Origin of the sequence: Pantoea sp. DY-5, from assembly GCF_019795955.1 — a bacterium.
Lineage (GTDB): Bacteria > Pseudomonadota > Gammaproteobacteria > Enterobacterales > Enterobacteriaceae > Pantoea > Pantoea leporis.
Window position 1 is genome coordinate 68,750 of record NZ_JAIMIE010000011.1, and the last position, 15,806, is coordinate 84,555.

At 55.8% G+C, this 15,806-nt stretch carries 19 protein-coding genes and 1 pseudogene; 1 reads left to right on the forward strand and 19 read right to left on the reverse strand.

Translation table 11 applies throughout. The features are described from left to right. Positions 1–2: 2 nt before the first annotated feature. The 7 genes from K5Y30_RS24225 to mobA form a co-directional block, all read right to left on the reverse strand. Positions 3–1,049, reverse strand: a complete 1,047-nt coding sequence (locus K5Y30_RS24225) for a TcpQ domain-containing protein (RefSeq protein ID WP_222213937.1) — start codon at positions 1,047–1,049, stop codon at positions 3–5. Between the two features lie 334 nt (positions 1,050–1,383). After that, complete coding sequence (locus tag K5Y30_RS24230) at positions 1,384–1,992, reverse strand: hypothetical protein (RefSeq protein ID WP_222213938.1); 609 nt, start codon at positions 1,990–1,992, stop codon at positions 1,384–1,386. A 40-nt stretch (positions 1,993–2,032) separates the two neighbouring features. Continuing rightward, positions 2,033–2,416, reverse strand: coding sequence for an HNH endonuclease (locus tag K5Y30_RS24235; RefSeq protein WP_255606806.1), 384 nt, complete (start codon positions 2,414–2,416; stop codon positions 2,033–2,035). 732 nt (positions 2,417–3,148) lie between these two features. Then, positions 3,149–3,358 carry a TraY domain-containing protein gene (locus K5Y30_RS24240; RefSeq protein WP_058970007.1) on the reverse strand — a complete coding sequence of 70 codons (210 nt, stop codon included), beginning with the start codon at positions 3,356–3,358 and terminating at the stop codon, positions 3,149–3,151. A gap of 227 nt (positions 3,359–3,585) precedes the next feature. After that, positions 3,586–4,098: a hypothetical protein gene (locus tag K5Y30_RS24245; RefSeq protein WP_222213940.1), complete on the reverse strand. Its 513-nt coding sequence runs from the start codon at positions 4,096–4,098 to the stop codon at positions 3,586–3,588. A 110-nt stretch (positions 4,099–4,208) separates the two neighbouring features. Beyond that, positions 4,209–6,170 (reverse strand): TraI/MobA(P) family conjugative relaxase, encoded by a 1,962-nt coding sequence (traI, locus tag K5Y30_RS24250; RefSeq protein WP_222213942.1) that lies wholly within the window; start codon positions 6,168–6,170, stop codon positions 4,209–4,211. Next, positions 6,170–6,511, reverse strand: a complete 342-nt coding sequence (mobA, locus tag K5Y30_RS24255; RefSeq protein ID WP_222213944.1) for a plasmid mobilization protein MobA — start codon at positions 6,509–6,511, stop codon at positions 6,170–6,172. Before mobA ends, traI begins: the two co-directional genes overlap by 1 nt. Positions 6,512–6,752: 241 nt before the next feature. Between mobA and K5Y30_RS24260 the strand changes: the two genes are divergently transcribed. Then, on the forward strand, positions 6,753–7,076 hold the full coding sequence (locus K5Y30_RS24260) for a hypothetical protein (protein WP_222213946.1): 324 nt from the start codon (positions 6,753–6,755) through the stop codon (positions 7,074–7,076). A 42-nt stretch (positions 7,077–7,118) separates the two neighbouring features. Here the strand turns inward: K5Y30_RS24260 and K5Y30_RS24265 are convergent, their stop codons facing one another. From K5Y30_RS24265 to radC, 12 genes and pseudogenes are all read right to left on the reverse strand, one after another. Further along, the gene (locus K5Y30_RS24265; RefSeq protein WP_222213948.1) at positions 7,119–7,466 is read right to left on the reverse strand and encodes a DUF5983 family protein; all 348 of its coding nucleotides are present in this window, start codon (positions 7,464–7,466) and stop codon (positions 7,119–7,121) included. 110 nt (positions 7,467–7,576) lie between these two features. Further along, a complete protein-coding gene (locus K5Y30_RS24270) occupies positions 7,577–7,993 on the reverse strand; it encodes a hypothetical protein (protein WP_222213949.1) in 417 nt (138 codons plus the stop codon). After that, entirely contained in the window at positions 7,990–8,346 is a 357-nt protein-coding gene (locus tag K5Y30_RS24275) for a hypothetical protein (protein ID WP_222213951.1), read from the reverse strand. The genes K5Y30_RS24270 and K5Y30_RS24275 overlap by 4 nt, the downstream gene beginning before the upstream one ends. A gap of 89 nt (positions 8,347–8,435) precedes the next feature. Continuing rightward, positions 8,436–9,008 (reverse strand): hypothetical protein, encoded by a 573-nt coding sequence (locus K5Y30_RS24280; RefSeq protein ID WP_222213953.1) that lies wholly within the window; start codon positions 9,006–9,008, stop codon positions 8,436–8,438. Continuing rightward, positions 9,005–9,154, reverse strand: coding sequence for a succinate dehydrogenase flavoprotein subunit (locus K5Y30_RS24285; RefSeq protein ID WP_222213955.1), 150 nt, complete (start codon positions 9,152–9,154; stop codon positions 9,005–9,007). Before K5Y30_RS24285 ends, K5Y30_RS24280 begins: the two co-directional genes overlap by 4 nt. 375 nt (positions 9,155–9,529) lie before the next feature. After that, positions 9,530–9,778: pseudogene (locus K5Y30_RS24990) on the reverse strand (DUF905 family protein); the annotation flags it as partial. 984 nt (positions 9,779–10,762) lie between these two features. Beyond that, positions 10,763–12,445, reverse strand: coding sequence for a DUF4942 domain-containing protein (locus K5Y30_RS24295; RefSeq protein ID WP_222213957.1), 1,683 nt, complete (start codon positions 12,443–12,445; stop codon positions 10,763–10,765). 594 nt (positions 12,446–13,039) lie between these two features. Then, the gene (locus tag K5Y30_RS24300; protein WP_222213959.1) at positions 13,040–13,354 is read right to left on the reverse strand and encodes a DNA-binding transcriptional regulator; all 315 of its coding nucleotides are present in this window, start codon (positions 13,352–13,354) and stop codon (positions 13,040–13,042) included. Then, positions 13,347–13,691, reverse strand: coding sequence for a toxin (locus tag K5Y30_RS24305; protein ID WP_222213961.1), 345 nt, complete (start codon positions 13,689–13,691; stop codon positions 13,347–13,349). Before K5Y30_RS24305 ends, K5Y30_RS24300 begins: the two co-directional genes overlap by 8 nt. A gap of 67 nt (positions 13,692–13,758) precedes the next feature. After that, entirely contained in the window at positions 13,759–14,496 is a 738-nt protein-coding gene (locus tag K5Y30_RS24310; protein WP_222213963.1) for a plasmid SOS inhibition protein A, read from the reverse strand. Further along, positions 14,493–14,939 (reverse strand): conjugation system SOS inhibitor PsiB family protein, encoded by a 447-nt coding sequence (locus K5Y30_RS24315; protein ID WP_222213965.1) that lies wholly within the window; start codon positions 14,937–14,939, stop codon positions 14,493–14,495. Before K5Y30_RS24315 ends, K5Y30_RS24310 begins: the two co-directional genes overlap by 4 nt. A 95-nt stretch (positions 14,940–15,034) precedes the next feature. Continuing rightward, positions 15,035–15,553 (reverse strand): DNA repair protein RadC, encoded by a 519-nt coding sequence (gene radC, locus K5Y30_RS24320; RefSeq protein ID WP_255606816.1) that lies wholly within the window; start codon positions 15,551–15,553, stop codon positions 15,035–15,037. Positions 15,554–15,806: the final 253 nt, after the last annotated feature.

Here is a 15,806-nt window from a genome sequence, read left to right on the forward strand (position 1 = left end):
GGTTATTCCTGTGGCGAAGACGAAGAAGGAGTGCCCGGAGGAGCGTCACTGACGACGACAAGGCACTGCTGACGGTAGCCGCTGACAAACAGCGGAACCTGCGCACGATGCCAGAGGTTAAACAGCTGGGCTGTAGCGTCCTCAAAGCTCGCGGCGTGGAATGTCAGCGTGTAATCGATCGGGTAGTTGGTGCCCGTATCCCAGCGGACCGTCCACTTTGGCTTATCTGACGGACAGACTTCCTGTGACGCCCATTGTTCATAGCCCTGCCGCAGCGTGGTGCCCCGCTCGATCTTCCATGTGCGTACCGCAGGCTGAGCCCTGACTACAGCCGTGGCCGGTTCTCGGGTCTGGCTGACTGCCGCAGGTACTGCCTTATTCCCGCGGAACGGGTTACGGCCGGTAGTAGGTAACGGTGTGGCTTTCACCGTGCCCACTGGCGCGGCTTTTGCGGGCGCACCCGGCGGCACCGGCGGCGAAACGGATGGGCTGGCAGCTTGCGCCGTCTGCGCGCGCTGGGCAGGTTCGATCGTAACCGTGTGGGCCTTTTCATCCACGGTGGCCTTCAGTCCGTGCCCCGCCAGCATCCTCTGAGTGACGTACTGCCAGCGGTCGTTGCCCGTCCAGCGCCAGAGCTCCGGCGCATCGGCGGATACCGCCTTGCCGAATACCACCGTCTGCCCGGGAGGAATGATTTTTCGCAACGCCGCGCGCAACGTGGGCGCCGCGCCGTCCTGCCGGACAAAGCCGTCGGCTGGTCCCGCACCCGCCACTGAGACCGGCACCGTGGACGCAGGCTTACCTGTCAGTGCTGAAGCACTGGCCACGCCCGGAACCTGAGTGACAGGCTTCGCGGCAGGACCGGCCGGCCGCTGAGCCGAAGGCCCGGTCTGGTGCACCCGGTACTGCATGGCGCTGATGTCGGCCGCGCTGCGCGAGAGGATGCCGTCCACCACGCTGCCCGAGGGCGGCCCGGTGATGACCGCCTGCTGCGCGCAGCCAGTCAGAAACAGGACCGGTATCAGCCCTGCCCGTTCGGTAAATGACATAGAGAGAACTCCGGATAATTCAGGGCTGCACCGTCTCTGCGGCGGCCGGAGCCGGACCGGCAAAAACCGTGCGGGAAGGCAGGCGAAACCTGCCGGTCAGAAGGGGTGTTGTGGCGCCGGGTGCCTCCCGGTGCTCTGGCCAGACTGACAGACGCCAGAGCGGCATGACTTAGACTTGTCGCATCGCTTTAAAGAGTAATAAGACGATGTCAGTCTGACCGTGTGCGCTGGCCGCAGGTCCGCCACAACGAAAAGCGCACTGGCCAGTCAGGGCAGTGCGCTTTGCGTAAGGGCAGAAAAAAGTTTATGGAAGCCCGGCTGACCCGGACAGATGTCACCCAGAAAACCTTGCGCCAATAAGCCAGACTAACCAGCCGTCTCTGACTGAACTGACGCTGACAACCGCCTCTCCGTCTCTGAGCATGACTCGCCCGCTTTGCCATATTTTAGCTTCAGGCACATCACTGTCTGTGAACGGAAGCTTTGCTTCGAGGCTAAACTTTACAACCCGGGAAGCAAGCCTTTGTGTCTCAGGACCTGCGGTGATCGTACCATTGAGCGTCCCGTACGCGTTCGATAGCGTCACCGGAAATGGATCGCCTGCGGCGGTGGTGCCGGTGATGCTGCCAATAAACTCGTCGCGAATATCTTTCATAAAGCGTTGCTCAAGAGCGTCTGCGCCGGAAGACGTCACTATTGTCGAATCAGCTGTATTCAGCGATTCAGGCGAGGTGTTAGGCCTGATGTTAAGCATCTTTCGTAAATCGTCATTGGGTGTCCTGACATGCCAGACGCTGACTCTGAATTGCGTGCAGGTCTGACACTTATCTGATCCTGAAACCTGTTGTGAGTTTTTACTTTCCTGATAACTGCAGGAGCTCACTACCAAGGTTGATACTAGGGCGAGCCAGAGCCCCGCCCGCTGAAAAATGGAACGTTGCATAAGGATGTCCTTTATATAGATGGATGAAAATGAACCGCCGTCAGGCGGCGGATGAGGTGTTCTGCTGAGTGATCAAAGTCGGAGCGGACGTGACGGCATGGGGTGACAGGCAGCTTTCAAACCAGAAAACAACGGGATCAGCTTTGACGCGACAGAGCCCGAAACGCAGAGCCGTGCGAAAATTAGCGCTGTGGCGCTGCGCCCGCTCAACCTGTTCGGCAAGCAGCGCACGAAAGGCTTCGGGTGAGGCATTACCCTTAGCGGTGCGGCATTCTGTACACACTGGCGCAATTCCGCCCTGCACATACTCCTCACCAATAAATTCTGCGTGCCATTCCCGGGCGGGCAGCTTACTTCCGCAGAAGGCGCAGCGCCCTCTGAACTGTTCACGCAGCACTTCTCGTTTTCGTTTTGTAAGATTCATGTGGTCCCCTGGTTATGTTCTGAATACGTCCCGCATCCTCAGATGCCTGTCATGTAATATCAGTTCGGCCGGAACAGCGCCGGGCTGACCCACTCACAGGGAGTGGGCCCGCACAGACTGCTCAGTGTCATCTTTGCGTATGTGGCGTATTACGGCAGGGAAACCCGTTCGCGACTTCATTTAACTGAAGGGCTAATCATCACCAGTTGCAGGGGGCCCGACGGATCGCCCCGGGGCCTGCAGTGGCTACGTCGAACTGATTCGCAGGGCGAAAAATAAGAAACTGTTTAACAACCCGTCCGCTGCTGCGCGTTAGCGCAACGCTAATACACTCCGGAAACTGAATATCCGGAAACCGGCACCGCGAATCCCGCAGGTGACTCCAGAACAAGATGTATCGAACTAATTCGCAGGGATATAAACGTACTACCCAACATTCCGACTTTGAGTTGTGCCCGTCAGCGAAATAAGCGACCTGTAATGCATGCCTCAGTCGCTTATAACCTGCCCCGTATTGCTGTGGGTTCCCCTGATGTGATTCTGGCCATGACATAGCCTCCGGACGTCTTCCGCGCATCGTTAAAGCATGCCGGCAAGAGAGGACCTTGAGATCAGGGTTTCGGGCACATTGTTAAAGAGCAGAGGCCGTTTTCAGGCAAAAAGAAGCCCTGCGCGAATGCGCATAATTCATCAGAAATGAGTGCCAGCAATTAATGTGCTGGCTCAGATAATCTATAAATCTTTGCTGCCGGTTCCGGCAGGAAAACGTTGCCCTGGTGTGGCAATCGATTCGAACAAATCAAGATGGTCTTCTAAACGAAACAGCGCTTCTGTGACTTTCGCGCGGCCGGATTTCTTGGCTGAAGCGGATAGCTTTTCGTTCAGTTCCGTAGACATGTACAGCATGATTGCGATGCCTTTATGGTTTTTGGGGGCTGCCATGTCAACTCCGTGTATGCGTTATGTAAGCATTAAGTAAGTGACCGCCATTAAATAGGATTGGTCCTAATCTTGAAAGGGGCCTTAAATCCACTGTATGAATAACCAGTGGATTTAAGGCAATCAAAATGATTTTTTTTCCTTTAATATCAGTGAAGTAACATCAAATAAAATCTTAAGATTTTTTTCAGTAAATCTTAATTTTTTAAGCCTTGCACTTCATAAAGAAATTAACTCAAATCTATAACTAAATAGCTTGTAACAAAAACCTTTAATAAGAACTCATTACCCGCTTCAAGTCTGACTATGGCATTTGCAATTAAATTGTTAATTGAGTCGAGGGGTTTCTTTAAGATGTTCATTATATGTTCACGCGAATGTCCTCCTGATAACAAAACGCAGCAAACAATCTCATCATTTGATAACTTCGGGAAAAGGTGTGAAAGGCACAAAAATGCGCATGGTTCACATTCATCGTATAAGTGATACTTGAGAAGAATTTGATGCAAAATGAATTGAGACCAAAAAACATTCTTAACGTGAGGCAAAGTGGGGGTTTTAAGATTTTTTTGGGTTAGTTCAAGTGATCTTCTAACTGCTGTTGGGCTCAGTTCTTGCAGAAATGCAGTCTCTGAATAATTAGCCCCTAGGGAGTAGAGGCAAGAATTTGTAACTTGCTTAACCGTTAATGCAGGAAAAAGCTTGCGTACAGGATTAAATACAATAGGATCCACGGCAGCCATGGCAGCCTCCTAGTCAGGTTGTTAGGGTTAGCTGGTTGTACAGGCTCCGAACCCTGTGCAATCAGCGACTAAATACTTCCGTTTGGCTTATGTCTTTCTTTTTAAACTCCTCAAGGTCGTGGTAAATCTCTGATAACAGGGCGCATGTTTTCATCATCCCTGAATTCCGGTTCGGCTTGTTTCATCTCAGGTTGTACACTGCGGTTCCTGATACTTTCTTCTGTCGCAAGAACCCTCGCCATCAACTCAGGATCGCTGACTTTAAAGACGCGGTCGTCACGATTATTCACATTGCGTATAACCCCGGAATACAACACACGGTTAACGGCTTTTGCTTCTCCGCTTAGAACAGTGTTGTCTCCGCTTCTCCGTGCAGTGAGTTCAGCCGCAAGGTCGTTATTGAAGCGGTCTGAAATGGTGTCAGGAGCGGGGTAAACTTCAACTCGGTCACCAAAGTCGGTTACAGCGGGTTTATCGTCACGCAGATAGCTGACTGTACCGTCACGCAGCAGGCGCGTTTCGTGTTCGCTGGATTTAATTGCCGGAGCATTATCTCCCGCGCCGTAATGAACAATGGCGTTAGGTTCTGGCCACGCATTTTTCTGCTGACGTGCAGCCCGTTTATCACGGTAAGCCCAGCCGCGCATCTGACTGAGCGCAGCTACGTCTCCTCTGGAAGCTTCACGTTCAACCCATGACTTCCAGCTCAGCGGACGATTGTCTCCTGTCTCTTTCAGAGTCTGACGCTCCTCGCGAAGCTGCAGGCGCAGTTCGGCCATCGCCTTCATCTTTTCAAACTCGGCCACGCGGTACATCAGCTTGCGCATCAGCGGGTCCCTGACGGTGTCGCGGACGTGGGCCTTGGCGACCACACAGTGTGAGGCAATCTGACGGAACCGTTCACCCGCGCGCAGTTCAGGTTTTTCCCAGCCACTGCGGTAGGCGTCATAACGTGCACGCAGGATATCGCGCGCAATCGCACGGGCTTCTCTGCGTTCACGACGTGCTTCCTGATCGCGCACGTGCAGCTGAGGCATATAGAATTTATCAACGACGAGTATGCCTGCTTCATGATTGTCAGGATCTGATGCCGGTGGTGCCGGTTGATAATCTCCCCAACGCTTAACCATGGCCGTATGGCTGATAGCAGGGTGAACGTCAGACGCTTTCACGCTGGCACCATCCGGATTCATCAGATCGTAGACGGCAAGACCGCCCTGCTGTTCGCGCAGACCAAGTCCGCGCGTGTAAAGCACGTTATGAACTAACGGCCAGTCAAGACAATCCTGTTCTACGAAGTCATTAAGCATATGACGGGTTTCCCGTACCGCATAACCGTGCAGGCTTTCTTTGTCTGAGAAGATTTCACGCTTGGCTGCACCGCGCGGAGTTGATGGCATATCGCGACGGGTACGGTGAAGGTCACCGTATTCATCCATATGCCAGCTACCGTTATCCACTTTAAAGCCGAGCTCGCGCTCAAGGACGCGGCAGCATTTCTGCAGCTCGTCAGCATCGTTCCACATGTTCTGCGCGCGGAACGTGATCGGATGAACGCGGTTAGCCGACACGTGACAGTGGATGTTGTCCGTATCGCGGTGGATAGCAGCAACGTACTGGTGCTCGTCCATGCCCAGCTGCTTGAGGCTGTAACGCACGGAGCGGAATACCGCATCGGGTGACGGGTCTTCATCGCCCTGCCAGGACAAAATAAAGTGATACACCGCGTCTTTACAGTGACGGTTTTGCGAGGCCGTAAGATTCATTTCTGACGCGGCGGTATCCAGTGAAAAGCAGTTAGTTTCACACAGCACTTCACCGGAGAGCACGCGCTGAATGCCCTCCGGTGAAATGCTGACAATTTCGGTGACAGGTGTTGCACGTTTGCGTCCAACGTAATCGACCAGCTGACCAAAGCCCGGGGTCGCGACGTACTCATTACCGGTGCTGTGAACCGCTTCGTGCGTCACGGCTTCGCCCGGTTTTTTTTCCTCGCGTGTGCTAACGTAGTTAACCAGCTTTTTGAAGCTGGTCTTCTTATCGCGACGTTTTGGCGGGATAATCACGTTCATCAGTCTTTCATGTCCTCGACCGGAACTGGCGTCATGTCCAGCGCGTTAATGGCTTGTTTAATACTGGTCAGCACCTCAGAAAACTGGTGGCTAAGTTCGGTCGTCATGTTCGTCTGCATCTGGGTATACAGGTGTTTCTGCAGGCCACCAAGACGCAGCAGCTCGTTCATCATGCGAATGTCAGTGCGCACGGTAATGCGGCGGTTAAGTGCCGTACGGCGCAGGTACTCGGAAGTCGTCAGCCCTGCGGCAATAGCCTTCTTTTTAATGGCGTCCGCCTCAGCATCTGTACAGCGGAGCTGGATAAGAGTGTTCTTCTGACGCTTTTCACTTTTCGACATAACTCAACCTTGGCACATTACCCGGGTCTCGGGGCGGAGCCCTGAGCAGGTCGTTTTGGCGTTGCCGTCTGCGTGCAGGCGGTAATGACAAAACATTTCCTGTCCCGTGTTTTAATCAACTTTTCGTATTTTGCCACTTAGCTGGTCAGAAGTAAACCGGCGTCATGTGAGGTGATGGGGGTGGAAATGGTGGTAAAAATCCAGCAAAATCGGGTCTTTACCATTTAGAAGGAAAAATGAAATGGCGGTCCGTAATGTTTTCACTCAGAAGCAACTGGATGAGGCGCGTGAGAAGCTGGAAAATCTTCCAGATTTAACGCCGCAACGTATCACCCGCGAAGCAGCACTGGAAAATTTGAAAGACACCATTCTGATGCTGGCGAAAGAGAAAGGCTATACCGTGGCGGATATCAAATCGGCGCTGGATTCTATGGAATTCCGCTTCAGTGAGAAAGCTATTTCCGCAGTGATAAACGAGGGGAATGGAAAGAAAAAGCGCCAGCCTCGTAAGACTGACGCGGTAAAGGAAAAAAACACTCAGCAGGAAACCCAGCCTGCATCATGAATCGATTCCGGCAGAAAATACGATCCTCTGCCGGAATTTTTTTTACCAGTTGTGTACAGAAAACCCTTCCAGTATTCCCGCATCTGCATCGAAGTGAATCATCGCAACCTGACATTGTTCAGTTAGATAAGTGACAACGTGACTGAAGTCATCGGAGATCCCTTTTCTCCTGAGCTGTGCTATCGCATCGGACCTTGCAGACATACGAATCAGAAATCCGTATGTCGTCGGATGTATCCAGTTATATCCTCCATCTTCACCGCTGATGTGACGCGAAAGTGAATCCAGAATGTCAGAATCTTCCCGCGTCATATGTGCATTGCTGATAACAGCACAGCGACAAATTTCGGGGACCTGTTGCTTAAATAAGGTGTTTTCTGGTGAAGTCATTGTGTATTCCGCCTCAATAGCGGTCTCCGGTGTACTGGAAAATTTCGTATCGAACTCACGCACTAAGCGGGATTGGTATTGCCTGCTCAGGATGAAGTAAGTTTGAGAACTCAGGTACGCAGAACGGTGTAACCAGTGTCAAAGTCATACACCGCAATTGGATAGCCATCCCGGATGAAAATTTTACGGCCTTCCGGTTCTTCGGTGGGTTCGTCAATGACGATCAGAGACTGGAAATCCTGCCCCTGAATACCACCCGGTCCGCAGAACTGGCCGCAGCGGTAGAGGTAGTCAGCCAGATCGCTGAACTGCTCCAGTGTGAGCAATTGATCCGCCTCAGGTTCGCTGGTTTGCAGCGTCTTAACCGCTTCGGAAATTGCGCACTCAATGATGTTATATATCTGATCATGTTCCTCATGAGTCAGCGGGCGACTAAGGCTGAATGAAACAGAATCCGCAACCAGTTCGGCGTAGCCGTCATGTGAGCTGGTCATGGCTTCTGTAATTTCTTTGATGGTCATTTTCATTTTTTGCAGTCCCACTGGCCATGTTCAAGGGATTCGGCTGCGAAGTGCATCCGGGCGGTTTCCAGCGAGCTGTCGAAAGAGATTGCGCCATCATCCGGCCAGCAGTGCGCACACAAGTGCATGATATCGTTCAGAAGGTCGGTGACTGCGGTTTCTGCCGGTTCAGTGCTGTCGCCGATCCCAGTCTGCTCCGCAAAACGTAACAGTGCGGATGCCGCCAGGCTGACGCGACGTGCGTTGTCGTTAACTTCTTCAGTAGCCTGTGCACGCTGTGACAGAGCCAGCAAATCAAGGATGGTGAATGCTTCTTCAGAAAGTGAAGCGGTCAGGGTGGTGATGTTTTCAGAATTCATGTTAAACACCTCTGTGACGGTATAGCCGACGGGTTGGGAATGGGGAAAACAACGTCATGAGGCCGGTCATTCTCCGGCCTCTCTGCAAATCAGGCGCAGATTTTTCGGTTATAAATCACCTTAAAATCGGTGTATTCCGGGCCGTCCCGCAGCGGCTCCAGCCTCACCACGTTTTCAGCCACGCCGTTCATGGTCAGCACGCGTTCGACGCCAGCGTGCCAGTCCTCCGCAGGGTTCAGCGGAAACCAGAGGTTGTTATTGATCCCGCTCAGCAGCGGATCGCAGCAGACATGGATGCCGCGCCCGTGACGTGTATTGTTGCTTGCCGTCACGACCAGTTCGCCGCGAACCTGACGCGTAAATGATGCTCGCACCAGCTGCGTCACAACGTCGTCCCAGCTCCACTCCGCATCATCAGGCAACGGCAGCTCGATGCAGCGAAGTGACTTGCAGCCTGCGCGCGCCATACTCTGCGCCAGCCCCAGAACGGAAGGTTCACGACTCGCGGCGTCAGCACCTGCGATCCAGTTGCCGTGATGGAAAAAGGCTTCGTCGCCGTTGTCCAGGCGGATAAAGGTGTACTCACCCAGCACGCGGAGGATGTCGTTCTGCGTCACGGGTGCCAGCGCGTAAGGTAAATTCCGGGGCGTTGCGATGCTCATGGCTGCGCCTCCATCAGGTTGTTTACGGTCGTCATAAACTGCTGCCACAGGGCAAAGGGCATCGCGGGGACGTGCGCCAGTTGGCCACTGCGTAGGGCATTTACAAAACTCAGCGCGTGTGCGACGATTTGGGGGTCAAAAATCATAATACTCTCCTAAGGGTCTGGTCTTTGATGAGGCAGCCAGCTCGAACTGGCCGCCGTAATGAAGCAGGGGCTACCCTGCTTTTTTTACGCCTGTACGTTGCTGCCCTGCTCCAGCTCAGCGGTCAGCCACTGGCTGGCAGCGAAAAACGCTTTTTCACCCTGAAGCCCGAAATGCGCCAGCGCGATGCGCCCTGCTTCACCCCAGACTTCCGAAACATCTGCCGGAAGCACAACCGAATCCGCTGGCACGCGCTGCACCACGGCACTGGCCAGATTTTCCAGAATGTGAGCCATAGAGCTCCGGCGCTGCCCCAGCGTCATCGCGACGTCATTCAGATCGGTCAGTGCAGTCAGTTGCTCATCCAGGGACTGAGGCACGCCGCGGCTGTTGATGTACTTGCGCAGCCAGTAGCCCGCATCATGTTCAAAGCTGAAAGCCCTCCAGATAAGAGCGCCCGACGGCTCACGCACGACCAGACGGAAATGACTGCCCTGATCGTCTTCAATGAAAACGTTGCTGAAGGCGGCTGTAACGTTTGCAGCCTGTTCGCGCGTAAATGCGCCGTCACCCAGCGCCGCTACGCAGCGCATTTCAGTGGTGGTGCTGTTCTGGGTTGAAGTCATGATGTGCTCCTGTCTGAAATTAATGATCCGGCTGACCGCCGCGCGGTGCCCGAAAAGCCCTTCTCTGACGCGGGTTTCTTCTTTCCGGTCTGGCCTTTCGCGGCAAAGGGCAAAGGAGCAACGACGAAGAGAAGGCATAAAGGGGCGACGACAAAAAGTTTTTGCGGCCCCTGGCGAAAAGTTTTTGGCGGCGTGCATTTCACCCCTTTCTGCCTGAACCGGCGGTGCTACGACCAGCCCTCCGCGCAAGGGCTGGCCGGAAAGCAGAGGAGCGTCAGAAGGGACGTTTCAGACCGCTACGCGGGCTGGCCTTAAAGGCCCGGCGGGGGTTCGCCGGGACGGTGAAAGCGACGGCGTAGCCGGCAGCAGCCGTTGAACCTGGACATCAGACCGAAACCGCTTGCGGACGAAACCCGCAGGGGTTCGGCGGCGCTTGGCGGCTTGCCGCTTAGCGACGTAGGGCTCGACGACCCGGCTTGCCGGGGAGCCGAAGGGGGCCCACGCTGTTGCTGTTGCTGTTGCTGTTGCTGTTGCTGTTGCTGTTGCTGTTAAAAAGATTTTAACGATGGCGTGAACAGACCACTGTTCGGATAGTTACCCGGCCTGATACAGATATTCGCATAATGGACAAACGCAGCAGGACGGCAACGGCCGGTGCGACAGCGCCGGCTTTTCCCGGCCCATAGGGCGTACTGGAGATTTTTCTGCGGCTTGCACAGTAGCCAAAACGTTCGGGAGCATGCAGCGCGCCACTCATCAGCAGCGCGGCAATGATGCATCCGGCCCCCGGGAAGCCCGACCGCGTGTACTTTGCGATTTTTTCAGGCTGCATAATCGCAGCCGGTGAAACCTCGAGGGGGTGTGTGCGTAAAATGTCTTTTCACGGTTAATGAAGTCTGGCCTTGTGTCGGGATCACAAAACCGGCCCAGGAATCGGGCCGGTGCTGTATCTGGCAGGGTTTCCCTGCCAGCCTGGCGGGAAAGTTACTCCGGCTTGTAGGCCATCAGGCGCACGACGCTAACCCCGGTTCCCGCAAACATGCCTTCCATCGGTTCTGACCAGCTGCAGTCCCAGCCCGGCAGCAGATCTTTGCGGTTGCTGCCCGCAGGCAGAATCGCTGCCAGTCGGCCGCCCTCCTTCACCAGCGCCGCCGCCGCGTTCAGGTGCGCCACCGCGCGCCCCTCGCTGTAGGGGGGATTCATCACCACCACGTCAAAGCGCTGCGGCGTCTCCTGCGCCCACACCAGAAAATCGGCTTCGATCACGTGGTGGCCTTTGGCCTCCAGTACGCGGCAGTGCAGCGGTGAAATCTCTACGCAGGTGGTCTGCGCCTGCGGCATCAGGTCAGCAAGGCCGCCCATGCCCGCGCTCGGCTCCAGGCAGGTTTCACCCTCGCGGATGTCGGCCTCATCAAGCAACTGCGCGGCGAGCCCGGACGTGGTCGGGTAAAACTGGTGTGTTTTCTGATCCGGCAGCGCACCGCTTAACTGAATATCCTGAATCGCCGTTGTCGGGTCGTAGTCAAACTCGAACCAGGTGAGCGCATTGATATTCATTTTTACGCCTCCGAGACTCATCAGTACTTTTTCCGCTTCGGCGCGCGCGGCCTTGTCTCCTTCCCGGTAGCCCTTAAAGCGACGGTTAAACGGGTTTGTCGTAATGGGCTGGCGCGGTTCGTCCCAGCGGTTAGCCTGAAACGGCGTTGTGCGCTCGATCTCCAGCTCGCTCAGTTCGGCCAGCACGGAGAACGGCAGGAGGTTTGATTGCAGTGCAAAGCTTTTCACCTTCGTGCGCGGCTTCTGGCGATGCTCCGCCGGAATGGCCGCCGGGTGCAGGAAGGCAAGAATGTCATTAAGTCGCCAGGCCATGTCCGGGTGAATTTCAAGATGCGCGGTTCCTTTCAGGAAGGCTTTGACGCGCAGCGCACCGCCATCGAGCGTGAGCCATTCACCGGCACGGCTGCGGGCAATCTGCAAAATCTTGTCGGTGGTGCGGTAGCTGGTTGGATCACGCCCCATGAATTTGGCGATCACCTGGCGCAGGTCATCGATGTAACCGGTGCGCTGATAGTTATTGCCGCCCCACTCGTCATAGACGCGTGCCATGATCATGCGTTTGCCGAACCCTTCCGGGCGGTTGGTGACGTGCTCACCAGACAGATTGCGAAAGATGCCGTCCACGCGCTCGGAGAAAAATTTCTCACGGGAAAATAACAGCTCGGAGAGCGTTGATCGCACGGTTGCTTCCTCAAAATCAGGCGCTTTCATTTCGCGGATCTGCTCGTTCCACTCATTGCGGCGATCGTTGGGCATGTACTCATACACGTCCGTCAGGTTTAACGCATCCTGCCAGTACGCCGCATTCAGTGATGCAACAGCCCCCGTGACGTTAAACACATCCCCTACGGAGAAACCATAACCACCCCGGCGGCCGCTCAGGTTGCCGCTGATAAAATGCGCCACCGCTGGCGTGTTTTCGTGGCTGGTCACTGCGCGGGCAATTTCCCCGATAATCGCGCGCGTATGCTGATAACGTCCCAGCAAACCATCAATCAGATCGGTCTCAACGGGCGCAAAAAAAGCATCTGAAACTACTTCCCCGGTGGCAGTAAGCGGCGCACGGTCGGCGGTTGAATCAGGGGTAACGCTGGCGAGTGTGTTTTGCATGGCATGGCTCCTTAAATCCGGCTGAGTAGGTGCAGCTCGCGCTGCGGACCCGAAAAAGACCTTCTCTGACGCGGGTTTTATCTTTCCGGTCTGGCCTTTCGCGGCAAAGGGCAAAGGAGCAACGACGAAGAGAGGGCATAAAGGGGCGACGACAGAAAGTTTTTGCGGCCCCTGGCGAAAAGTTTCTGTCGGCGTGCATTTCACCCCTTTCTGCCTGAACCGGCGGTGCTACGACCAGCCCTCCGCGCAAGGGCTGGCCGGAAAGCAGAGGAGCGTCAGAAAGGACGTTTCAGACCGCTACGCGGGCTGGCCTTAAAGGCCCGGCGGGGGTTTGCCGGGACGGTGAAAGCGACGGCGAAGCCGGCAGCAGCCGTTGAACCTGGACATCAGACCGGAACCGCTCGCGGACGAAACCCGCAGGGGTTCGGCGACGCTTGGCGGCTTGCCGCTTAGCGACGTAGGGCTCGACGACCCGGCTTGCCGGGGAGCCGGAGGGGGCCCCACGCTGTTGCTGTTGCTGTTGCTGTTGCTGTTGCTGTTGCTGTTAAAACGTATCAGGCATATTCCCGGATTAGAAATGCAGCTCTATGTCCCTCAAAGCTGAGCGAGCGTCCGCAGGGTTTCCGGGTTCTGCTGAACCATGCGGATCAGCAGGACGGCCTGAGCGTTAGGCTTGGCTCTGCCCTGCTCCCAGTTCTGATAGGTGGTCTCACCCGTGTGCAGGTAGTGTGCGAAAACCGCTTGTGACAGGTTAAGTTTTTCGCGCACGTCGCGCAGCTCCTGCGGCGCGATGGTAACGGGCTCGCGCTTGCTGACCTTGTAAGTCTTGAGCGTAATTTTCCCGTCCTGGTGGTCTTTCAGCTCCTGCATGCCGGTCATCAGCTCACTGAAGATGTCGCGTTCAGTCATGTCTCAGCCCCTTTTTGATTACGTTCAGCGCTGCCGCCAGGGCGTCGCGCTGCTGTTTGGTCAGATCGTCTCGCTGATCTTTATCGTAGATGGTAAACAGGATGAACTGACCTTTTTCGTTGGTCCAGTAATAGATAACCCTGATACCGCCCCGGGTGCCCTTATTTCGTCGCTCATCCCGGAACCGTACCTTACGCAGACCGCCCGTGTCCGGGATCAAATCACCTTTTTCCGGGTCGGCCAGCAGCATGCTCTGAAACAGTCTGAACTGGTCATCATTCAGATAGTCGGCCCGGTATTTCTCAAAGCTGGAAAGCTCAATAAATAACGCGTGCATGTTTTTTTCCTGTCCCCAACTTGAGGGTATTATATCCCCACGTTGGGGATACTTCAATCATATTCAGTCAGGAAGCGGACTCCGTTTGTGCCGTTAGTTTGTTTGGCACCAGCCAGTGGTTCATGTTCTTCTGCGCGCTGTCCATGTGCAGCGATCGCAGGTGAATTTCCCCGGCCACCTCGCAGGCAACCTCTCCCGCGTACGGCAGCAGGGTTTCCAGACCGTTCAGCGACGGGAACCGGCGCGCCCACGCGGCGATCATGTTCTTCAGGTCATTTTCCGGCACGCTGTCACACCAGGCGGCGAACCAGCCGCGCAGCGTGTCCGGCGTGCGGAAGGCCAGCTCTGTTTCAGCCTGCCGGATTCGGTTCTCCAGCTGGCGCTCCCGGTAGTCAGCCGCCTGCCGTTCGCGCCGGGTGACGTGGTTAACGCTCTTATCGGCAGCATGTTTCGCACGCTCTGCCCGGCGGAAAACCGCCTCCGGAAACAGGACGTTTGCCAGCTCGCCCGGCAATGGCAGCGGACACACTTCACCCGCCGAACAGAGAAACTCATCAAGGGCGCTTTCCCACTCCGGCAGCGGCGCGCGCTTTTCGCGCGGGCGCAGGTAAATACCCCGGATGCGGTTCAGTGCGTGCACACTGACGCGGCTCCTGCCGCTCAGCTGCTTCATAAACGCAGCTGCGTAAGGATGGCGGGCCAGCCGGGTGCCGCGCTGTTGCGCGTGCTCGACCAGTGCGATGGCCTGAAGCGCGGCCTGACGCTCAGGCAGCAGGGTAACCAGTGCGTGTGATTTTGGGATCATGCGGCGTGCCCTCCCATCCGAAGCGCGGCGACCAGCTCACCGGCACCGGTGAAGCCCGCCCGCGTGTACTCTGTGATTTTTTTGAGCGTGGCAGACATCACCGCAGGTTCAAACCGGTAGCTGACGCACAGCCGTACACTGGACCGGGTGCGGAGGTCGTTAAGCATTACACTCCACAGTGGCGAATTCGCAGACGGGCTCACCAGCTCGACGGCAAGTCCAGCCGCATCGGCGCGGGTCAGTCGCAGGTGAACCGGGTACGCCCCGCCCCACTCGCCGCGCATCTCGCAGTCAGTGCGCCAGCAGTCCGGCAGCTGTAGCGCGTTAAGAACGGCCCCGGTCAGGCGCTGGCGGAAGGTTTCCCCCCGATCGCGGTAGGCTTCAAAATCGCAGGCGGTGAAAGCCTGCAGGGTGTTAAGCGTAAATTTTTCTTCTTGAGTCATGGGATTCAGCTCTGTCTCAGGGGCATGGTTCCGGCCCGTTTATCGGACCGGAAGAGGCGCTGGCATGGGAAACCCTGCCAGCCAGGGTGCAACGATTACCCGTTGAGTTGCCCCCGCTCAGCCAGTGAAACAGTCTCGTTCCCTGCCACAATGATATGGTCAATCAGCCGCACAGCGACCAGCTCAAGGGCCTTTTGCAAGCGTCCGGTTATCGTGATGTCTGCCCGGGATGGCTCACTCTTAAACGAGGGGTGATTGTGGCTCACCACAACCGCCGCCGCGTTCAGCTGCAGCGCCCTGTACACCACCTCCCGGGGATGAACCTCTACGCTTGAAACAGACCCCTGAAACATCTCTTCATAGGCAAGCAGCTGATGCTGGTTATTCAGAAAAGCGACTGCAAAAATTTCACGCTCGCGACCGGCAAGTTTTGCTCTGAAAAACGCCTCAGAGACCTCTGGTGAGGCAAAAAAGGTCCCGGTAGGGTAGCGATGATCGATAGCGCGCGCGGCTTCCTCCAGGATCTGGCTCTCCGTGGCCATCACGTAATTTCCCTGGGCATCACGAATCTGAAGGCGGGTGAAAAACCGGACGTTATCACTGACGCTTTCCAGGCGAGGCCCGGGTGCTTCAGGTGCGGTGTTTTCAGGGTTTTGCGCGTTATGACAGGGCATCATTTCAACCGGCGCACGGTCGGCGGTTGAATCAGGGGTAACGCTGGCGAGTGTGTTTTGCATGGCATGGCTCCTTAAATCCGGCTGAGTAGGTGCAGCTCGCGCTGCGGACCCGAAAAAGACCTTCTCTGACGCGGGTTTTATCTTTCCGGTCTGGCCTTTCGCGGCAAAGGGCAAAGGAGCAACGACGAAG

Bases quoted from the DNA above. Each gene is read 5' to 3' on its own strand.
- K5Y30_RS24225 (WP_222213937.1), bottom strand. From the start codon at position 1,049: ATGTCATTTACCGAACGGGCAGGGCTGATACCGGTCCTGTTTCTGACT.
- K5Y30_RS24230 (WP_222213938.1), bottom strand. From the start codon at position 1,992: ATGCAACGTTCCATTTTTCAGCGGGCGGGGCTCTGGCTCGCCCTAGTA.
- K5Y30_RS24235 (WP_255606806.1), bottom strand. From the start codon at position 2,416: ATGAATCTTACAAAACGAAAACGAGAAGTGCTGCGTGAACAGTTCAGA.
- K5Y30_RS24240 (WP_058970007.1), bottom strand. From the start codon at position 3,358: ATGGCAGCCCCCAAAAACCATAAAGGCATCGCAATCATGCTGTACATG.
- K5Y30_RS24245 (WP_222213940.1), bottom strand. From the start codon at position 4,098: ATGGCTGCCGTGGATCCTATTGTATTTAATCCTGTACGCAAGCTTTTT.
- traI (WP_222213942.1), bottom strand. From the start codon at position 6,170: ATGAACGTGATTATCCCGCCAAAACGTCGCGATAAGAAGACCAGCTTC.
- mobA (WP_222213944.1), bottom strand. From the start codon at position 6,511: ATGTCGAAAAGTGAAAAGCGTCAGAAGAACACTCTTATCCAGCTCCGC.
- K5Y30_RS24260 (WP_222213946.1), top strand. From the start codon at position 6,753: ATGGCGGTCCGTAATGTTTTCACTCAGAAGCAACTGGATGAGGCGCGT.
- K5Y30_RS24265 (WP_222213948.1), bottom strand. From the start codon at position 7,466: ATGACTTCACCAGAAAACACCTTATTTAAGCAACAGGTCCCCGAAATT.
- K5Y30_RS24270 (WP_222213949.1), bottom strand. From the start codon at position 7,993: ATGAAAATGACCATCAAAGAAATTACAGAAGCCATGACCAGCTCACAT.
- K5Y30_RS24275 (WP_222213951.1), bottom strand. From the start codon at position 8,346: ATGAATTCTGAAAACATCACCACCCTGACCGCTTCACTTTCTGAAGAA.
- K5Y30_RS24280 (WP_222213953.1), bottom strand. From the start codon at position 9,008: ATGAGCATCGCAACGCCCCGGAATTTACCTTACGCGCTGGCACCCGTG.
- K5Y30_RS24285 (WP_222213955.1), bottom strand. From the start codon at position 9,154: ATGATTTTTGACCCCCAAATCGTCGCACACGCGCTGAGTTTTGTAAAT.
- K5Y30_RS24295 (WP_222213957.1), bottom strand. From the start codon at position 12,445: ATGCAAAACACACTCGCCAGCGTTACCCCTGATTCAACCGCCGACCGT.
- K5Y30_RS24300 (WP_222213959.1), bottom strand. From the start codon at position 13,354: ATGACTGAACGCGACATCTTCAGTGAGCTGATGACCGGCATGCAGGAG.
- K5Y30_RS24305 (WP_222213961.1), bottom strand. From the start codon at position 13,691: ATGCACGCGTTATTTATTGAGCTTTCCAGCTTTGAGAAATACCGGGCC.
- K5Y30_RS24310 (WP_222213963.1), bottom strand. From the start codon at position 14,496: ATGATCCCAAAATCACACGCACTGGTTACCCTGCTGCCTGAGCGTCAG.
- K5Y30_RS24315 (WP_222213965.1), bottom strand. From the start codon at position 14,939: ATGACTCAAGAAGAAAAATTTACGCTTAACACCCTGCAGGCTTTCACC.